This is a genomic window from Sphingobacterium siyangense (assembly GCF_007830445.1).
In the GTDB taxonomy this organism is placed as follows: domain Bacteria; phylum Bacteroidota; class Bacteroidia; order Sphingobacteriales; family Sphingobacteriaceae; genus Sphingobacterium; species Sphingobacterium siyangense.
This window is the reverse complement of sequence record NZ_VLKR01000014.1, coordinates 92,782-113,817: the sequence shown is the minus strand read 5'-3', so window position 1 is coordinate 113,817 and position 21,036 is coordinate 92,782. Positions and strand designations below refer to the sequence as shown.

Annotated in this window: 12 protein-coding genes; 2 read left to right on the top strand and 10 right to left on the bottom strand. The window is 39.7% G+C overall.

Annotated features, from left to right (window positions below; all coding sequences use genetic code 11):
- Positions 1 to 54: 54 nt before the first annotated feature.
- From rnr to fsa, 3 genes are all read right to left on the bottom strand, one after another.
- Positions 55 to 2,187 carry a ribonuclease R gene (gene rnr, locus IQ31_RS13960; protein ID WP_088162891.1) on the bottom strand — a complete coding sequence of 711 codons (2,133 nt, stop codon included), beginning with the start codon at positions 2,185 to 2,187 and terminating at the stop codon, positions 55 to 57.
- 259 nt (positions 2,188 to 2,446) lie between these two features.
- Positions 2,447 to 2,875, bottom strand: a complete 429-nt coding sequence (locus IQ31_RS13955) for a Fur family transcriptional regulator (protein ID WP_075994111.1) — start codon at positions 2,873 to 2,875, stop codon at positions 2,447 to 2,449.
- 267 nt (positions 2,876 to 3,142) lie between these two features.
- The gene (gene fsa, locus IQ31_RS13950) at positions 3,143 to 3,802 is read right to left on the bottom strand and encodes a fructose-6-phosphate aldolase (RefSeq protein WP_075994110.1); all 660 of its coding nucleotides are present in this window, start codon (positions 3,800 to 3,802) and stop codon (positions 3,143 to 3,145) included.
- A gap of 181 nt (positions 3,803 to 3,983) precedes the next feature.
- Here fsa and IQ31_RS13945 point away from each other — a divergent pair, with 181 nt between their 5' ends.
- Positions 3,984 to 5,204, top strand: a complete 1,221-nt coding sequence (locus IQ31_RS13945; RefSeq protein ID WP_088162890.1) for an MFS transporter — start codon at positions 3,984 to 3,986, stop codon at positions 5,202 to 5,204.
- Here IQ31_RS13945 and IQ31_RS13940 read toward each other — a convergent pair.
- The 7 genes from IQ31_RS13940 to IQ31_RS13910 all read right to left on the bottom strand — a co-directional run bounded on the left by IQ31_RS13940 (position 5,190) and on the right by IQ31_RS13910 (position 18,864).
- Entirely contained in the window at positions 5,190 to 5,633 is a 444-nt protein-coding gene (locus IQ31_RS13940; protein ID WP_088163761.1) for a retropepsin-like aspartic protease, read from the bottom strand. The genes IQ31_RS13945 and IQ31_RS13940 overlap by 15 nt on opposite strands.
- Positions 5,634 to 5,788: 155 nt before the next feature.
- On the bottom strand, positions 5,789 to 6,727 hold the full coding sequence (locus IQ31_RS13935; RefSeq protein WP_088162889.1) for a malate dehydrogenase: 939 nt from the start codon (positions 6,725 to 6,727) through the stop codon (positions 5,789 to 5,791).
- 361 nt (positions 6,728 to 7,088) lie between these two features.
- Positions 7,089 to 9,413, bottom strand: coding sequence for a translocation and assembly module lipoprotein TamL (tamL, locus tag IQ31_RS13930; protein WP_244294493.1), 2,325 nt, complete (start codon positions 9,411 to 9,413; stop codon positions 7,089 to 7,091).
- On the bottom strand, positions 9,385 to 14,670 hold the full coding sequence (locus IQ31_RS13925; protein ID WP_145328335.1) for a translocation/assembly module TamB domain-containing protein: 5,286 nt from the start codon (positions 14,668 to 14,670) through the stop codon (positions 9,385 to 9,387). Before IQ31_RS13925 ends, tamL begins: the two co-directional genes overlap by 29 nt.
- Before the next feature lie 379 nt (positions 14,671 to 15,049).
- On the bottom strand, positions 15,050 to 15,424 hold the full coding sequence (locus IQ31_RS13920; RefSeq protein WP_075994106.1) for a DoxX family protein: 375 nt from the start codon (positions 15,422 to 15,424) through the stop codon (positions 15,050 to 15,052).
- Between the two features lie 20 nt (positions 15,425 to 15,444).
- On the bottom strand, positions 15,445 to 15,786 hold the full coding sequence (locus IQ31_RS13915; protein ID WP_232475613.1) for a DUF4342 domain-containing protein: 342 nt from the start codon (positions 15,784 to 15,786) through the stop codon (positions 15,445 to 15,447).
- A gap of 441 nt (positions 15,787 to 16,227) precedes the next feature.
- The gene (locus IQ31_RS13910) at positions 16,228 to 18,864 is read right to left on the bottom strand and encodes a valine--tRNA ligase (protein ID WP_145328334.1); all 2,637 of its coding nucleotides are present in this window, start codon (positions 18,862 to 18,864) and stop codon (positions 16,228 to 16,230) included.
- Between the two features lie 503 nt (positions 18,865 to 19,367).
- Here IQ31_RS13910 and IQ31_RS13905 point away from each other — a divergent pair.
- On the top strand, positions 19,368 to 21,032 hold the full coding sequence (locus tag IQ31_RS13905) for an LTA synthase family protein (RefSeq protein ID WP_232475612.1): 1,665 nt from the start codon (positions 19,368 to 19,370) through the stop codon (positions 21,030 to 21,032).
- Positions 21,033 to 21,036: the final 4 nt, after the last annotated feature.

The window sequence follows — 21,036 nt, the reverse complement described above, 5'->3', positions numbered from 1 at the left end:
AATTTTTTAAGAAAAAGAGCGTTAATTTTGAATAATAACGCTCTTTTTTTATTCTTAACTCAACAACGTAAAATCAATCTGCCGTTTATCAAGATCCACTTTCTTCACGCGGATTTGAACCTCATCACCCAACTGGAATTTCTTTTTCTTCCTTTGGCCAATAATCGCATAGTTCTTCTCGTCAAGTACGTAAAAGTCATCGGTGATATCCCGCAGCCTGACCATACCCTCGCATTTGTTCTCTTCAATCTCCACATACATACCCCATTCAGTAACACCCGAGACAATACCCGTATATTCGGTACCAATTTGATCCTGCAAGTATTCTGCCTGTTTGTACTTAATCGATGCACGTTCGGCTTCAGCCGCTTTTTTCTCCATTTGTGAAGAATGTTCGGCCATTTTCTCGTAATGCTCCGCATTGATCTTGGTACCGCCCTCCAGATAGAATTGTAAAAGACGGTGTACCATCACATCGGGATAACGACGGATAGGAGAGGTGAAATGGGTGTAATAATCAAATGCGAGTCCATAGTGACTTGTCTTCTTTGTCGTATAGATCGCTTTGGCCATCGAACGTACCGCAAGTGAAGTCAGCATATTTTGCTCTTTGCTACCTTCTATCTTCGTCATCAGCGCATTTAAAGATTTCGCTGTTTCCTTATCCGTTTTGATGGTCAATTTATGACCAAACCGCGCTGCAAATTGAGAGAAAGTTGTCAGCGTCTCCGGATTAGGTACATCGTGGAACCGGTATACAAAAGTAAGCTTGTTTTTTCCACGGCCTTGTTTGCCAATAAACTCGGCAACCTTACGATTCGCCAATAACATAAAATCTTCAATCAGCTTGTGCGCATCTTTACGGACTTTGGTATATACCCCTGTAGGTTTGCCATTTTCATCCAAGGTGAATTTTACCTCTTCACTTTCAAAGGCTATTGCACCATTTTTGAACTTACGCTCCCGCAGAATATAAGCCAGTTCATTTAATTTCAGGATCTCTTCACTGAAATCACCCGATTTCGTTTCGATCACCTCCTGTGCTTCTTCATAACTGAAACGTCGGTCCGAATGGATAATCGTACGGCCGAACCATTGATCATGCACATTGGCTTTTTCGTCCAATTCAAAAACAGCCGAAAAACAAAGTTTATCTTCATGCGGACGTAGCGAACAGACACCATTGGAAAGACGCTCCGGAAGCATCGGAATAACGCGGTCAACCAGATAGACGGATGTGCCGCGGTTGAATGCTTCTTTGTCCAATTCTGTGTCGGGTATGACAAAATGCGAAACATCCGCAATATGAACACCGATTTCATAATTGCCATTCTCTAATTTTTGAAAGGAGATGGCGTCATCGAAATCTTTTGCATCCGCTGGGTCAATGGTAAAGGTCGTAACGTTTCTAAAATCACGCCGCTTTGCAATTTCTTCCGCGCTTATTTTTTCCGAAATCTGATTGGCTTCAGCTTCAACTTTTTTAGGGAACTCCAATGGGAAACCATAGTCGGCCAAAATAGCGTTCATCTCGGTGTTATTTTCCCCCTTGGTACCCAAAACATGTTTTACCGTTCCGACAGGATTTTTGCTCCCGCTTGGCCAGTCGATAATCGAAACGACCACTTTTTCCTTATCCTTGGCTCCATTCAGATTGTCCAAAGGGATAAAAATGTCGTGTAACATCTTGCGGTCATCCGCAATAAAAAAAGCAAAATTGTTGGAGATGCTGATCGTTCCCGTGAAATCAGTCTTGGCCCTTTGCAGGATTTCAACGACTTCACCCTCTTTCTTACGGCCACCTTTTCTTTTTTCGAAGGTATGGACCTTCACAATATCGCCATGGAGTGCCTGTCTAAGTTTCCGTGGAGCGATATAGATGTCATTTTCAAATTCGTCATCAGGAATTACATAGGCAGAACCGTCTGCAGTCATATCTACTTTTCCTGTGACATAAACTTTAAGTTGTTTCAGATTAAATTTGCCGCGCTCGACCTCAATAAAAAGCCCATTTCTTACATTATCATGTAAAATATCGGCTATAGCAACTTTTGAGTCATTATCGGTAAGATTCAATTTTGACGAAACTTGTTTATAGTTGAGCGGCTTATTACCCGATTTTTCGAAGATATCGATAATCAGTTGTGTTAAGACCTCTTTATATGGATTTTCTTTTCTTGTTTTCATCCAATTATTATTTGTTAATTATTCATTTGCATCGATTTGCGGCAGTCTTCCTATTGCAGCGAAATGGCTGTGATAGCGAATTTGTAAATTCAGCCGATACAATAGATCATGAGCGAGCCGTACATCAAGATCGATGCCACTACAATGTACGAAAAAAACAGCATTTGAAACGACAATAACGAGCTAAACGGAGCATCTTCCGATAGCCAATGTATAGACAGTTCAGCCGAAAAATAGTTTTGGATTCGTACAGCCTGATTTACTTTTTGCAATGATTGCACACACCAAGTGCATTTACGGCTATCGCTTCGAGACTGAAGCCTTCTGGGATCGATACTTTTGGTAAGATCATATCTTCCAGACAGTACACAGAATTGCATACCCGGCAAATAAAATGTACGTGTTGGTCATGATGATCATGTTCTGAACAGTTTGTCGAACACATTGCGTAAGTAGCTGTACCGTGTAGATCAAAGATTTTATGGATAATCCCTTTCTCTTCAAAGCTGGCCAATACCCGGTATAATGTGACACGGTCAATATCCTTGCCCAGTAATTTTTCCAGTTCCGGCTGCGAAATTGCAGACTCTTTCCTCGAAATAATTTCAAGTACCTTCAACCGGGGTTGGGTAACTTTTAAACTATTTCGTTTGAGAATTTCTGGATATACAGTGTTGGAATCTTCCATGGATTTCTTCGTTAAGCCTTAGATCAAATACAAACTAAGAGAAATTTACTTTTATTTGCAAGTTTAAAAACTATCCGACGAATTTATTCATCGTATTTTTTCCCTTTGCATAGACCATTAACGAACAGAAATGGGCCATTTCCTTTCTCAAAGATGCTTTTGACAGTACAAAAATACGGAATCTATTAAAAATAAGAAAACCGATAAGTTTAAGATTCGTGTCATCTTACTTATCGGTTTTCGTTACTATATCGAAATATAGGAATCTTATTTGCCTGCAGCTTTAGCGTGATCAGCTAAGAATGTCGCTAGACCGCTGTCTGTCAATGGGTGTTTCAATAACGCTAGGATCGCTGATAAAGGACCTGTCATAACATCAGCACCGATTTTAGCACATCCTAAAATGTGTGCACTGTGACGTACAGAAGCAGCTAAAATTTGTGTAGGATAGTTGTAGTTATCATAGATTAAACGAATATCTTCGATCAACGCTAATCCATCTGTAGAGATATCATCCAAACGACCGATAAAAGGAGATACATAGGTTGCCCCAGCTTTAGCAGCCAATAGTGCCTGACCAGCTGTAAATACCAATGTACAATTTGTTTTAATACCTTTTTTGCTGAAATATTTAATTGCTTTTACGCCATCTTTGATCATAGGGACTTTAACAACTATCTTGCTGTCAAGAGCTGCTAACGCTTCTCCTTCTTTGATCATTTCTTCATAATTTGTAGAAATAACTTCAGCACTGACATCGCCATCAACGATTGCACAGATCGCTTTATAATGGTTGATTACGTTTTCATCACCGCTAATACCTTCTTTAGCCATTAAACTTGGATTGGTTGTTACCCCGTCTAATACGCCTAAGTCTTGGGCTTCTTTGATTTGCTCTAGGTTCGCTGTGTCAATAAAAAATTTCATTGTATATGTTATTGAATGATAATTATTTGATTATTCTAAAGTTCGAAATAATGATGCAAAGTTATTGATTATATTCCAGTATTGAAGCATTGATTTTCACCTATTGTATCTTTATTTTAGCAAAAAGGAATCTCTTCTCCTAATTTTTTGTTATACTTTTAATATAGTATTATCTTTACATATGCAGGTTTTTCGTTCGCTCCATTATAGAAATTTCCGGTTACATGTTATAGGTCAAGCAATTTCCCTTATGGGAACTTGGATGCAGCGGATAGCCATCAGTTGGTTAGTCTATGAATTGACCGGATCTGTGTTTTGGCTTGGTTTTGTGCAGTTTATCTCCCTATTGCCTTCTTTGGTCCTGTCTCCATTTATCGGCAGTTTTGTCGATAAGCATAAAAAGTATAAATTGGTTCTGATAACCCAAATTGGTTTGATGATACAGGCTGGGATCTTGACCTTGGTCGTTTATCTGAAATGGGAGAGTGTCTTATGGCTTTCCATCTTAGGTCTTATACAAGGAGTTATTAATTCCTTCGATGTTTTGGGGCGTCAGTCGCTCATGATGTATTTGGTTGGGGACCGTAAAGATCTGCCGAATGCCATAGCGCTGAATTCAACAATTTTCAATGGCGCACGAATGTTGGGCCCTGCTATAGGCGGTATTTTACTGAGTACATACGGTGAACTCGTTTGTTTTGCCCTGAATTTTATCAGTTTTGTTCCGGTTATTATTACATTATTGATGATGAAGGTCGATGAAACACATGTTCAACTGAGCAAGGGAAGCAATTGGGAAGGCTTGGTCGAAGGCTTTCGTTACCTCAAACGTTCACCGCACATCTCCTCGCTGATTATTATCATGACATTCTCCAGCTTGATCGTTATTCCGTATACCTCGTTGCTGCCTGCCATAGCAAAAGAAATGTTTCATGGTGATGAACGTACGTTCTCCTGGTTTGAAAGTGCGGCCGGCCTGGGTGCCATGATTGGTGCTTTTAATATGGCCCGTTTAAAATCGGGTACCAATTTGCGCTATCAGGTGATGGGGGCTGCTGCGCTTATGGGAGTTGCATTATTGTTTTTGGCGCATTCGAGTATGCTGCAGATGGCACTCGTCTATGTGATGTTGGTATCCTTTGCCATGATGATGCAAAACTCAAGTATCAATACATATATTCAGACGCATGCCATACCGATCTATCGTGCTCGGGCAATCTCGTATTACGTCATGGCTTTTCAGGGGATATTTCCCATTGGTACATTGATGATAGGTTCCTTAGCCAGTTACTGTGGGCTTCGAACGACATTATACGTCATGGGGGGACTGGGGATATTGATTGCAATTGTGTACTATAGCTATCTCCGGCTCCATATCCACAAACGTCTATTTAAGTTTTAATTTCCGGGTTCTTAATTTTAAGGTGCGCTTTGCATAATCAATGACAGCGCCATAGTCTGCAAAAATATCTCCACCCAATACGCCGATCACTGGTTCGAGATCCATCTGCTGATAGGCATAATTGATCGAGCTTAAATCCAATACCGCAGTATTTAAGTTTTTTATCTGCCATTCACCTAATGTCAGACTCGGAATTTTTATATTGAAACTCTCCATTGAATTGGTGCCAAGTCCTGTTGATAATGTTTCTGAAGGTTCAAGCTGCAATTGGTCATCCAAAAGATGCCCCAATTGCGTTTTATCAAATACAGTTTTAGATGCGCCAGTATCAACTACCATCTTGAACGAACGATTATATATTTCTACATCGACTAAAATGTGTGTGCCCTGGCCTTGTAAATCCAATAATTGAAATGGTACTGTTGTCATATAGCCAAACATACCCAAAAATTCCCTTAAAAAAGAAATTTTAAAACCCGCAGTGCGTGTTGAACGTTCATAAAAAAAGCTGTTATTGATAGAATAACAGCTTTTTATCTCTTGATAGTTTATAAGCTACAGCTTATCTTTTTATTGTTTATGAGCTACAGCGCTTTTATTTCTTTCAGTACATTATTCATTGTACGTACTGCTTCTGCACTTTTATTGAATTTTTCTTTGTCCTCGTCATCGAGTTGAATGGGGACGATGCGATCCCATCCTTTTTTATTGATGATAACCGGTACGCCCAGATTGATATCTTCTTGACCAAATTCACCTTCCAAATAAACGGATGCTGTAAATAATTTTCCTTGATCACGTACGATACTTTCGACGACTGCAGCTGTTGCGGCTCCCGGAGCATACCAGGCTGAGGTGCCGATTAGGCTGGTTAATGTTGCTCCACCAACCATAGTTTTGTGTACAATTTCGCCTTGCTCTTCCGGGGTAAGGAAATCAGTGACTGGAATACTGTTCCACGTGGAGTGCTTGATGAGTGGTATCATTGTTGTATCTCCATGACCGCCAATAACAATGGCATTGAGATCGGCCGCAGAAGCATTCAGTTTTTCACTCAGTTGATATTTGAATCGTGCTGAATCCAATGTACCGCCCATTCCAATAATTCTATTCTTAGGCAATCCACTTGATTTAAGTGCTAGATAGGTCATGGTATCCATGGGATTAGATACGATAACAATGATAATATCCGGAGAATGTTTTACTAAGTTTTCGACAACCGACTTGACAATATTGGCATTTGTCCCAATCAATTCTTCGCGTGTCATTCCAGGTTTACGTGGAATCCCCGACGTAATAACGGCAACAGTTGAACCTGCAGTTGACAGATAATCATTGGTTACCCCCTTGATTTTTGATTCAAAACCCAATAATGCGGCAGTTTGTGCCATATCTTGCGCTTTGCCTTCTGCAAAACCTTCTTTAATATCCAATAATACAATCTCCTCTGCGACATTTCGACGGATTAAATTGTCCGCTGTAGTTGCGCCTACAGCTCCAGCACCAACAATAGTTACTTTCATATGTAAATTATTTGTTTATTCATGAGCTAATTGTCCGCTTAAGTATATACATCTGCCTTTTAATTATATAGCTGCCTTCGGCGGTTTTTATGCCACATCGCATACCCGGTCCATCTTCACGAATGCTTGTACTTTTTTTATATGGATATTTCATGAGCATTTATGTGGATTATTAAATAATTCTTGAATTTAATCAATTATTGTCAGTAAATCAATGTATTTAGCGGGAATAACTTGTTTTTTGACATAAGAAATAGACCCCTCCAAAATCGATGACTTTTATAAAATAGCAAAAAAAAATAACAGGCCTGAAATTCGTTCAAGCCTGTTATTTCTATCGTGTAAAATCAAATTTGAAATCCTAGAACGGATAGCCGATGGCTAGGTTGAACATCAAATTATCCTTTCTCCATTTTGAACTTCCAAAGTCGATATCCTTAAATACCCAACGTTCTCCTTTTGGAAGATAGGGAATGCGGAAAGGTATGGACATATCTGTACGAATGATCAAAAACGTAAAGTCGAAGCGTAATCCAGCTCCACCGCCGACGGCTAATTCATTTAAAAAGTTCTTGCTGAACTTACCACCCGGCTTGTTGACATCATCCCGTTGCAACCACACGTTCCCGGCATCAATGAATGCTGCCCAATGAACAAAGCCTGCTAATTTAGCTCTGTATTCTGTGTTAAGTTCCAATTTGATATCACCGGTCTGGTCGGCATAGAAGAGGCCGTTGCTTAATTTTTCAGGGGCAACTGTTCCTGGTCCAATTGCACGAGCACCAAATGCACGGATACTGTTAGGTCCACCCACATAATATTGTTTTAAATAGGGAAGTGACCGAGAGTTACCATAGGAATAGCTTAATCCTAAACTGACCCGAGAAGCAAGCTGCGAATTCTCCGACAATTTGAGATAGTGTCTGCCATCGCCACTGATCTTGATATATTGGGAGAAATAAGCATCGAACAATTTGAACGTTTTCCCTTTATTGAAATCAGCTCCTTTTATCAAACCGAGTATATTCCCCGAGAGGTCCAGGTTGCCTTTGAAATAAAATGTATTTTTCAAATGCTGCTTCATCGTATTTTGAAACGTGAAGTTATAATTTGGGCCAATCGTAAATTGTGGATCTATTGCGTGCCTTAACGCCGGAATAGTATCCATTTGTTTTTGGTAGTTTTCAGAAATACCTTTAGGCTGAACATAGGTAATCTCCATTAACGCAAGATCGTGCTGCTTCTCTTCAGACTCCTGCCAGATATAACCGTAATCCAATGCGATGGAATTTAAGGTATATGCTTTGCGGCGATTTAAAAATTCATAGCGGCCTTTGACATAAGTCTTCGGAATAAAACGTCGCGTAGGAGAAATCCTTCCAAAAGGGGACAATATCCGCGGGAAAGTCAGTGTAGCCTCCATCCCGTAACGGTAATAACTCGAATTGAGGTCAGCTGATCCACCGGTCTGGGTTTCATAACCACCGAATACATTAAAACTTAACTGCTCTGCGCCTTTAAATGCGTTGCGTAAAGTCCAGTTGACATTAACTTCTGTACCATTGTATACCGAAGCCATTTTTCCCAAAAGTTCCACACGGAGTGATTTTTTTGGCAATGGAGTTAAGTAGTAGTAGACGTCTAGTGCATTGGGAACTTCTTTGCTGTCAACAAAGTTATTTTTGACAAATTTCCAGCTATTGAGATTCACCAGATGGCTGATGGTTTGGTTGTGGGCATTACGGTTGTAGACGTCGCCGGGGTGGAAGAAGATATGATTCGCGATAACAGGCTTTCTATAAAGATGCTGGCGGTCTATAAAATAGTAGCTGCTATCATATAGTTCCGCGTTACGGGTGGATCGCTGATAACCGGTGCTTGTTTCCGTGTAGTTCGGGTAAACGTAGATTTTATTGATTTTTGACGGTACCCTCGCCTGTGCCGGTGTTTCCTTCTTTACAGTAACATACATGTCGACCTTGTTGTTCCGGTGTGAACTGTCTACCTGAACCAGGATGTAATCAGGGCTGAAATAATAATACCCTTTATTTTTGAGGTCATTGTCGATGCGGTCACGCTCATTTAGGATAACATCAAGGCTATAATTTTTGCCCACCTGTAAGAGACTTTGATCGGAGCTCGAACGAATATCTTTACCCAGCTGTGTGGTGCTGTCAATATCAAATTGAACAGATCTTATTCGGTAGATAAAATTTGGCTTGGCCGTATAATTAACCGTTGCTTTTTTGTTTTCAACTAAAGTGTCGGATTTTACTTCAGCATTAAAGAAACCAAAATTCTCCAGACGATTACGCAGTAGATTTTCATTGTACTCGCGATTGACATCGCTCAACAATACCGGTTTCTCACCAATTTTCTTGAAAAATTTTTTAATGATATTATTCCCTACAGAATCGCCGGCCATATTGTTGAAGTACAACTTGAATGGTACGCCAGCTAGACGTTTATTGGGTTTGGGCATCAATGCCGCTTCTAAATGCGTCGCAATCTTTTCCTTGTTTTCCTTGGAGATGGTGTCCGAATCGATTATCACGTTGCCTTTAACATATAAGCTTTCTCCTTCTTTCAGATTCTTGGTTGAAGAACAGGATGCTAGAAATGCAGCGCATGAAACTATTCCAACAATATACTTTAGTTTAGCTTGCATGATAACTCCTTTCCTCATCTTCATTTTTTATAGCTGTCGTTCTGATGGTATCTATAGTTGATTTTGGACTATCGCTTTTCGGCGTGTTTTTACTGGAGTCCAACTGTTGTTTACGTTTCTCTTGTTCTCTTTCCTCCATACGTTTTCTGTACTCAGGGCTATGGGTCATCAAACTATCTCTGATGACTGTGCGTACGCTATCACGATACACTGAATCGGTTTCCATACGTTCCACATCAAAACGTTTTCTGAAACCTTTGCTATTCGTGTCATAGTACGCTTTGAGTTTTTTCGAACTCATCCAGATTTCCCGGAACCTGTTGTAATCCATATTGATGATAAATCCGATACCTGTTTCTACATATTGGCCTTGGAGCGTAACCTGATATTGATTTTTACGATATACCCGTGCAAAATAACGGCCATCTTGCGAAAGTTGATAATCCAATTGGATATCCCCAGCAATATTGTTGGCGGTTTCTCCCGGACGTGTATTTCCTTCAACCTCAAAATTAGAACCAACGGTAATTTTTAGACGATCATTTAAAAGCATTTTAGATACACCGATATTCAGATCTGTTCGGGTTTGGCCCGCTCCAGTAGCATAATCTTCCTCCGAAGTTAAGTTGAAATCCAGTTCTACTCCGGTGATAAGCTCGGAGGCAAGGCGGTTCAATTGACCGCTCAGGAATGAACTGATGCTATTTCTGACAATGGCTTCTGTGCCGCCCCCACCGGATAAACTTTCAAATGGATTGGTCGACATAAAGCGTCCTAAAACGATGAGTGAAAAGACCTGTTTGTTAAGTTCAGATGGATTTTCACGCAAGGTGGTCAATGCGTTATTTACTTTGCTGATCACATCTTGGGAAACAACGGAGTTGTTTTCGTCCAAGTCGATATCAAAATTCAGTTGCGGTTGGAACAATTTGTCTGTAATCTTCAACAAGACATTGAAAGGAATACGTTGCTTGTATAAATTAGCGTTTTCTGATCCCAGTTGCGTCGCTACAAGCTCCAGCGTTGGAGCTTTGGTTGTGTATGCCGCTGTGATATTAAGCTGCGCATCCAAGGGATCTCCGTTCCAGGTGATCGTACTTCCTTTTCGGAATGTAAAATCTTTTTTTACGGGACCAAAACTGAATGAATAGCTCCCTTTGTCTACGGTAAATGTACCTGACAAGGTAATTTTGCTGCTCGCATCAATGCCTGCGTTCAGTTCCGCTTCTCCTTGGATATTCAGTGCATCCTGTGAACCGGCATCCAAGAGGATCTTAAATTTGGCATCTTTATCCGTTTGAAGATTCAGATCTACGTCGATTCCCGTCAGACGGGTTACGGTCATCGAATCTAATTTTGCAAATACGTTGGCTCTTGTGGTATCACTCTTATCAACAAATTCGACAACACCTTTACGATCGGCCATCCCGGGATCTTCGTTTGGCATAACAAAGGTGAAATCGGTATCATCTAATACCTTGATTGTACCATCAACGATAGGCTTATCAAGATTTCCCCGAATGCGAAGGTTCGAGGTAAGATACATTTTACCATAGAACATATCGTTGTCGCTTTGTGTTGAATTGAGCACCTCAAAATTGTCCGTATTGATATTGAGATTAAAATCAAAATCAGTATACGTTTTGGTTTCTATGGATCCTGTTACCTTGGCAATATTTCCTTTCTTGTCTTCTAATGCAAATTTAGGGAAAGTAATACCCCTTTCATCCAGATGAATGGTTTCATCTTTAGCTTTGAAAAGTGCATTCAACATAGCAATATTGAATTGTGCATCTTTAAACTTCACATCGCCGTTAATGAGTGGTTTGGATGGTGATCCCGTTATTTTTAACTGGCCTTCAAGATTTCCTTTCGAGTCTTTTAGATAACCCAAACTGAATGCCTGAACTGTCTGCATGGAGAGTGGCGCAATATCCAAGGTGAAATCCAGGGTTGCTTCTCCCTTTGGAGGATTGATAAAATCACCACTTAATACGACATTGTTGCCATTTTCACTGATACTGATATTCGCATTATAGGTGTTTTCCTTTTCATTGTTAACTTTTATGTTGACATTCCCGACAGTATCTTGTCCAATATAGAATTTGTCGATCACCAGATCGGATACAAAGACAGGGCTACTTTCCAAACGTGATATGGTTGCCTGACCATTAATCCCGCCGCCAAGATCGACTGTTTCACTTTCAAGCATTTTACTTAATGTCTCAATGCGGAAATTTTTAAAGGCAATGTTGAGTGGCGAATTGAGCACACTATCCTGCGATGATATACTCAGCTCTTGTCCTTTATTACTTAAGATAAAGTCATTGGCCTGAATACCCGTGCTTCCAAATTTGAGCACGTTGTTTGGATTTATCGTCCACTTGTCGTAGTTCAGCATAAGGCCATCCTGAAGTAGGCTAAAAACAAACGCTCCATTATCAACGCGCATATTGGCGCCCAAATGATACTGCTCTTTCTCTTTCTTGTCTTTAATCCAAAGGCCAAAATCCAAATTGTTTTGAATGACTTTACCACTGAAGACTGTATTCACCAGTTCGATATTGCTCACCTTGATTTTATTGATCAAGGCCGAGTAGTAAAGTGTACTGTCCAAGGTATTAATATCCAAGGTGATGTTATTGATTTCGGTGCCACTATAGGTGATTTTAGGGGCATCCAATTTCGCAAGAATAGTTTTTGACTGACTATTGAACATACCATCCAACGTAATATCAGACATTTCCGTTAGTTCTGGAAGAAAATCCTTTACAAATTTAGTCCTGGTCAATTGGGCGGAAAACTCAATATTCTGAGGCTCATATTTGGGAACTTTAACACCTTTTCCCGGCTGGTAGTATACCTGTAAAATGTCTTGAATGGCATTCTGCAACTCTAAAATTTTGTATTTTCCGACCAAATGGGCATTCAAAAAGTCTGATTTGAGTAGCAGCAAATTGCGGCTGGTATCGGCTTTTGCAACAAGTGAAATGCTGTCTAAAGTATAATATGCGTCGTTGTAAAGAATGGATGAATTGGTGATATGTGCCTCCCCATTTAAAAAATTCGGATCGGCTGAACTGAAATTGCCCACAAGTTTACCGTGGTATTTGAGATCGTCGTCCATTAATTTTAAGTTTTTAAGATTAATGGTATCTACCATAAGCTCAAAATCCACCTGCGGATATTTGGACTTCATGTTGGCCGTTGCATTTAACTTCAATTGAATATTAGGGTCGGGACTAACCACAGAGGCTTTGATATCACCTTTATCGGCAGTGAGATTCATATCGATATTCTGATAACGATAACCCATCGCATCCATTCGATTTACTTTGCCATCAAAATTGGCGACAAGTTTCTTCGGATCCGTTCCATGACCTTTGATTTTTCCCTCAAATGAAAGTATGCCTAATGTACTGTCCATTTTCATGATCTTACCAATGTCAAAATCACGAATACTCACAAATGCATCATAGGTTGTATCGCGACCTATCATGCCTACTTTACCATTGAACTTGGCTGTTCCTTTCTCTGTTACCAGCGAAAGATTGGTGTTAAAGGCATTCATCCCACCATTAAAAGTTCCGGTAAGGCCGATCGTATTGGGCAACTCTATTCCGCTAGGAAGCATTTTTTTTGAAACCAGCTTTTCGATATCCGAACGTCCTGTGGTCAATTTCTTTAAATTAAGATCCATTGACATTTTATCGACGTTGGGTAGACCCTTTAAATGCAGACTTGCAATGACACGTGTATTGGACAGGGTTTGGAAATCAATTGCCGGAATATTTAAATCATTTACCTTACCCACAACGCGACCATCAATATTAAACTTTTTGTCCATCAATGGTTTCATCACCTGCATGGTATCCAAAAAAGGAGCAAAATAGTAGATGTCGCGCATATCTACGTGGCTCTTTTTGATCGTTGCATTGACATAGATCAGCTCTGGCTTTTGGGCAATAATATCCAAAGATGGATAGGTTACTTTTAAGTAATCACGCAGTAGGGTACGTGGTGTTTCTGCGTACAGGTTTTTGATCTCCGCGCCGGTATTTGTATACTTAAAATCCCCTTTCAATTGCTTGATCACAAACCCGGAATGATCAGAGGCTACAAGCTCTTTTAATGATCCGCTGATCGAATCGGCGCTATAGTAAAGATCATTTAAACTGGTTTTCATTCCAGGGATCTTAATATTGAAGTAATCAAAGCCTTTCATACGGGCCTGATTGTTGTCTCTATACGCTAAGCTTGTATTGTTGATTTGGATTTCTTTGGCTGAGACAACCCAGTTTATTTTGGTGGTATCCGCGGTGTTTTTCGCTTCTGTGTTTACTTTTTTCTGGATCTTTCCAAAGAGCACATTATTGTCTGAACCGTCAAGATTGATCGTTTGAATATCGACAAGTTCTTTGTTAAGGTCGATCTTGTTAATGTCTGCATGAAGATTTTTGATATAAAATTTTGTATTCAGCAGACTGGATTGATCCTCATAGCGCACTAAGATATTGGTCAGGTCAGCAATCTGTATACCGACATCGGGAAGCAAGGTGGTTACTTGTGCCGTTTTATCTGTAATGCCAAAATCTTTGACCGTGGGTGCCGTGCCATCAACAACTGGTCGCCATTGTTTCACTGTGGCACTCAGACCATCTATCTTCACTTTGGGCAGATTGAAAGCCATGTTTTTTGTGAGGTCGAACTTCTTGACGTTGGTATTTAGGCTGTTCAGGTAAACATCAGCACTCGTTCCAATAACATCATCGGCATAGACAATATGAAATTTATCAAATTTGACCTTATCAAGGTTAAATAGAAGGGCTGAACTGCTGTCTGCAGTCGGTTTGCTTTCCTTTTGAGAAGCGAAAGCTTTAACAATATAATCAAAGTTGAATGAACTGTCCGGCAATGTACGGCGGATTTTTGCGGTGATTCCTTCTGCTTCAATGCTTTGAATTTCAACGGTATTTTTCAGAAGTTTTAGCATGTTGATATCGACAGCTATGCTTTTTCCTGCTACTAAGGTATCCTTGCTTTGGTCAGCTAAATAGATGTCCTCTAAAACCAGTTTTTTAGGGAAATCAATATTAATGTAGCCAATTTTAACGTGGGTACCGATCTTACCTTCCACATAGTGTGTTACTTTTCCAGCAATATAATTCTGAACGGAGGGTATTCTGATTAAAAATACGATTAAAATAGCCAGCGCAATTATTACTCCAATAATCCACAATATTGTTTTGAAAGCAATTCGGGTAAATCTGTTCAACGTATAATTTGATTTAAGTATCTATTAATAAAAATTAAAACGGAAAAAAGTTTGCTAAGTTTTCAGATATATAACGTATATCGCCACGATTTCAGCAAACTAAGGTAAATTTGCGTGTAAATGCAAGTTTAATTTATGTACTATACTTGCTAGCAAATATTAGACAGCTCTTCATTTCCCTTGTATAAAATCATTTTATCGTGGGAATGTTCTAAAAACACATCAAATAATTGACCAAACCATTCTAGTCGTACAAAGTTTTTTGTTTTTTAATTTTATGTTAATAAAAACATTAAATACCTATCAATTTGTCAAAGTAATAGGTATTTAATAGATGCATTATCCTGCTCGATATTCGTTTGGAGAAGAATATAAGCAATTATTCCATCAGTTTTTTATACTTGCCCCAGTTTTCGAATACCACCCATAGCCAAATAATGAAAAGTACAGCCCAAATAATTAGTCCCATTTGGCTGTAAAAAATCATGTTGTGGGTAAAAATACCAATGAGTATGGGGAAGATGACCAGTGCACCCAGTGTTCTCGTTTTTGGGAAAATAAACAATAAACCGCCCAAGAGTTCGATGATTCCAACCAGTGGCATTAGCCATTTGATCGTGGCAAAAGCCTCAAATACTTTTTTCATGTCCATATCCATTGGTGGCGTAGGCATATAATGAAAAAGTTTATCCAGCCCTGCATTGATGAATAGCAAGGCAAATAAAATACAAAGTATATTTTTAAAGATCTTCATAACGGTCAATTTTAAATTGATTATTTTACGGTTATCGTTGTAGGGGGATCAGTGCTGTTATCTTCTTTGTCTTTTTCTTCCTTGTTTGTATTTCGTTCTACGGTGATCGTACATTCTGTAAGCAATGCGGCTACAGCACCGATTGCAGCAAAAACAGGTGCTAAGATCAAGCCTATGGCACCAACAGTTACTGGAAAGCTCATGATTTCTTTGCCATGTTTGTCCGAAATGCTGATTTTGCTCACATTGCCCTCAGCAATGATTTCTTTGATCTTTTGTAAAAGGTTTTCACCGTTAATCTGAAATGTCTCTTTGAATCCCATAATGATATAATTTAAGTTCGCTCCTATAAAGTTATTCATTTTTTTACAGGAATTTATATAAAGTTATCAGCATGGTTGATCTTTGGTTAATTATAAACTGTAGGGTTATTTTGGAATAGGGCAAAGCGCTTTGCTTCTTGTTTCAAAAGTTTTTATCGTATATCCTTGTCCTATATATTGCCTGTGCATGACGGATCAAAATTTACTTGAGTCGTCTGTTGGGCTCTTTCGTGAAAGCTCGTGCTCTTCGTGGGGTACAATTGTCAATCAAATTCGCTCTTAATACGTTTTTTTATCGGATATACTTCGGATATTTAACGGAGCTTATTCGCTGGCAACCGAAGAAGCACCGAAGAAGCACCGAACGAGCTCCGAAGAAGTACCGAACAAGCACCGAATGATCACCGAATTTGATCGCTCGTTAAACATAAAAAAGTCCCGTTCATTGCACGGGACTTTTCGAGATTTATAGCGTAGCTGTTAACCTAATGCTGTTAAGCTTTCTTGAAGAATTTTAATCTTCGCTTCGGCATCAGCCTTTTTACTTTTTTCGTTTTCAACAATTTCAGGTTTAGCATTTTGCACAAACCGTTCATTGGAAAGCTTTTTGTCTACAGATACAAGGAAGCCTTTTAGGTATTCCAATTCTTTCTCGATACGCTCACGTTCAGCATCCGCATCAATATTATTTTCCAACGTAACATAACATTCGTCTTTGCCAGCAAGGAAACTTGCGGCACCAGCTACTTTCTCAGAAACAAAAGTTACGCCTTCCAAGTTTGCAATCTTGGTGATGATATCAATATATTGCTCCAGGTTGACGTCCGATTGTTGATTGATCGCTAATGGTAAAGCAACTTTAGGGGAGATACCTTTAGAATTGCGAATATTCCGAACTTCCGAAATAATCTGTTGAGCGATAGCGAAATCTTTTATAAGCTGCTCATCAAAATCATTCGCTGTAGGATAAGGGGCTACGATAATGCAATCTTTCTCGTCTTTCACACCGAACAGTTCGTCATGCCACAATTCTTCTGTTAGGAAAGGCATGAAAGGATGTACTAAAGTGAGTATACGTTGGAAAAAAGATTTTACTGTTGCTAAGGTTTCGCTAGAAATAGGGGAGCCATAAGCCGGTTTCACTAATTCAAGGTACCAGGCACAGAAGTCATCCCATACCAATTTGTAGGTTGTCATCAATGCATCTGATAAACGATAGTGTTTGAAGTTTTCTTCGATATCGACCAAGGCTTGATTTAACCTTGCTTCAAACCAAGATGCCGAAATCTTATCTGAATCCGAAGCTGGAGTAGCTGTAATTTCCCAGCCTTTAACCAAGCGGAATGCATTCCAGATCTTATTGGCAAAATTACGGCCCTGTACACAAAGTTCTACATCAAAAGGAAGGTCATTACCTGCTGGAGCAGTCAATAACATTCCCATCCGCGTAGCATCTGCACCATATTCATTCATTAAATCAATCGGATCAGGAGAGTTGCCCAGTGATTTAGACATTTTACGGCCCAGTTTGTCGCGTACAATACCCGTGAAATAAACATTTTCAAAAGGCAATTGTCCGCGGAATTCATATCCTGAAACGATCATACGTGCTACCCAAAAGAAAATGATGTCTGGGGCAGTGACTAAATCTTGCGTAGGGTAATAGTAGTTGATTTCTGCATTTTCCGGTTCGTTGATGCCATTGAAAACCGAAATTGGCCATAGCCAAGCTGAAAACCAGGTATCAAGCACATCCTCATCTTGACGTAGATCGGTCAATTGAAGCGTTGTATTACCTGATTTTTCCTGCGCTAAAACAAGGGCTTCTTCAACCGTTTGTGCAACCACAAAGTCTTCGTTTCCATCGCCATAGAAATAAGCCGGTATTTGGTGCCCCCACCACAATTGTCTTGAGATATTCCAGTCGGTAACATTCTCCATCCAATTGCGGTAAATATTTTTGAATTTCGTCGGATGAAATTTAATGGTATCGTCCATGACGTTATCTAATGCAGGTTTTGCCAAGTCTTCCATTTTAAGGAACCACTGATTAGAGATTTTAGGCTCAATAACAGCACCTGTTCGCTCTGAAGTTCCAACATTATTGGTATAGTTTTCAACTTGCTCCAATAATCCTTTTTCCTCCAGCTCTTTCTCGATTTCCTTGCGGACTTTAAAACGATCCATACCGGCGTAATGCAGGCCATTGTCGTTTAGTTTTGCTTCGTCGGTAAAGATGTCGACAAATTCCAGGTTGTGCTTTTTACCTAGTGCGTAGTCATTCACATCGTGCGCTGGAGTAACTTTAAGGCATCCTGTACCAAACTCCAAATCGACATATTCATCTTCAATGATGTTCACTTTTCTACCAACGATCGGCACAATGACTTGCTTTCCTTTTAACCAGGTGTAGCGCTCATCATTGGGATTGATACACACGGCTGTGTCACCAAAGATGGTTTCAGGACGGGTAGTCGCCACAACAATATATTGATCTGTTCCCTCAACCTGATATTTCAGGTGGTATAATTTGCCGTTTTTCTCTTTATAAATAACCTCTTCGTCTGAGATATTTGTTTTTGCTTCAGGATCCCAGTTGACCATGCGGTAACCACGATAAATCAATCCTTTATGATAAAGATCGACGAATACGCGGATAACAGATTGATATAACTCCGGATCCATGGTAAAACGTGTACGATCCCAGTCACAGGAAGCGCCAAGTTTTTCGAGTTGTTTTAGAATAATACCACCGTATTTTTCCTTCCATTCCCAAGCATGTTTTAAGAAATCTTCACGCGATAAAGATCGTTTGTCAATTCCCTGTTCTTTCAACATAGCGACGACCTTAGCTTCAGTGGCAATGGAGGCGTGATCGGTCCCCGGTACCCAACAAGCGTTTTTTCCCTGCATACGTGCGCGGCGAATCAAAACGTCTTGAATGGTATTATTCAGCATATGCCCCATGTGCAATACTCCCGTGACATTCGGAGGAGGCATCACAATCGTGTAAGGTTCACGTTCGTCCGGGGTGGAACGGAAAAATCCATTCGCTTTCCAATAGCTGTACCATTTTTCTTCAGCTTCTTTTGGATTGTAAGTTTTCGCTATGCTCATTTTAAATTTTTGTATTCAAACTTTTAAGGAACACAAAAGTAAGGAATTCTATGTTATTTTCCTTAGTAATCCATTGATCTTGTTCTCAAACAAAAAGAAGTTATGAATAAAGGCTAAGCAATAAGTTTATTGAAGATTCTCCTAAGCAGAAGAGGTGGTTATTGCAGTGGGGTAAAGCATAATGCAGGATTTATACTTTTTTAATCTTTTCTTCATATTACTAAGTAATTAGCCCGTATTTCATGTAAATTAATGTAAATTTGCCTGTTTTATTTTTACACGAAGGGATGCAACGATTTGCTAATGAGCTTAGAGCTTTAACACAGTATTTTCTGTTCTGGTTAATTATCTGTTTTATAGATAGATTGATTTTTGTTACTGCTTTTTTTGAGAAAATAGGTTTTTCGAATTTTACGGAGATTTTCAGAATTTATTACCACGGTTTGAACCTGGATTTTTCTGCTGTTTCCTATATATGTGCGCTGCCGTTTCTTGTGTATTGCATGTTAAGTTTTTTCCCAAAACTGAAACCCAAACGGCTGATCCTGGATATCTATACCATTATTGTCCTGGTATTGTTCTTTGTGACAAGCTTTATCAATGTTAACATCTACCGGGAATGGGGTGACAAAATTTCTAAACGTGCCATCGATGCATTTTTTGCCTCACCTTCGGGAGCCGTAGCTTCGGCTGAGTCCACGCCGGTGTTTCTCCCCATCGTTGGGATGTTGATCGGTATATTCTGTGGTTATTTTCTGTACCGTTGGATGTTTAAAAAAGTCTCTTTTTTCAATATCAAATCTCCTGTAGGTAATTTTTTCAAACTGGCAATCGGAGTCTTTGTACTTTTCACGTTTATCCGCGGTGGTTATGGGAGAGCGACACTAAACCCTAGTAAAGCCTATTATTCCGAGGAAACGTTTTATAATCATGCAGCGGTTAATACCCAATGGTCTTTTTTACGGGATTTCTTTGCCGAAAGTACCAAACTGAAAAACCCCTATAATTATTACGCGGATCAGAAGGATATTCAGGACAAGCTACGACCCGCCTTTCAAAGCCAACCTGATTCTGCCGTTGAGGTATTGTCAACGACTCGTCCGAATGTCGTTATTATTATGTTGGAAAGTTTTGTCGGCGATCTCATTCAGTCTCTTGGCGGGGAAAAGGGAATTACGCCACACATGGAAGAGTTGATTAAAGGCGGTATTTTGTTTGACCATATTTATTCTGCTGCTGATCGATCCGATAAGGGCATGGTAGCGGTTTTGAGCGGTTTTCCGGCACAAGGACCCGAGAGTATTATCAAGTATATCGACAAACATGAAAATATGCCTGCCATTGGACAGGAGTTCGATCATGCCGGCTATGAAACATCATTTTATCATGGTGGTCAGAGCGAGTTTTACAATTTTAAATCGTATATGCTGACGCATGGGATGTCTAGGGTGGTGGATAACGCCAATTTTGGATTGGATGCCGAACGTGCCTCATGGGGTGTATATGACCATGTGGTCTTTAATCAGATGATCAAGGATTTTAGAAAAGAAAAACAACCTTTCTTTTCGACGATCTTTACCTTAATTAATCACGAACCATTTGAGTTAAAACACGGCTATAAATTTGGCAACGCTACCAATGCGGATAAATTCCGAAGTACAGCAAATTATACGGATTCAGCTGTTTTTGATTTTATCAATAAAGCTAAAAAGGAAGCTTGGTATAAAAATACCCTTTTCGTAATTGTGGCTGATCATGGACATCGCCTTCCTTCAGAAAGGTGGGAACTATTTCACCCCAATCGCTTTCATATTCCGCTGATCTTTTTCGGTGATGTTATAAAACCTGAATATCGTGGGAAAATATTTAATAGAATCGGCAATCAAACGGATTTGGCGGCGACTTTATTGACACAATTGAAGCTCCCAACAGATCGTTATCATTGGAGCCGGGATCTTTTTAATCCGACGACGCCTCAAATTGCATTTTACAATTCGAAGGATGCCTTTGGTGTGATTACCCCACAACAGGCGGTTTCTTTCGATAATGTAGGCAGAATTATCAATTACAGATCCAACAAGGAATATCCTGCTGGCAAAACAGACAGCTTATTGAATATTGGCAAAGCGTATTATCAAGACGTATATCGTGAATTTTTAAAATATTAGAGCT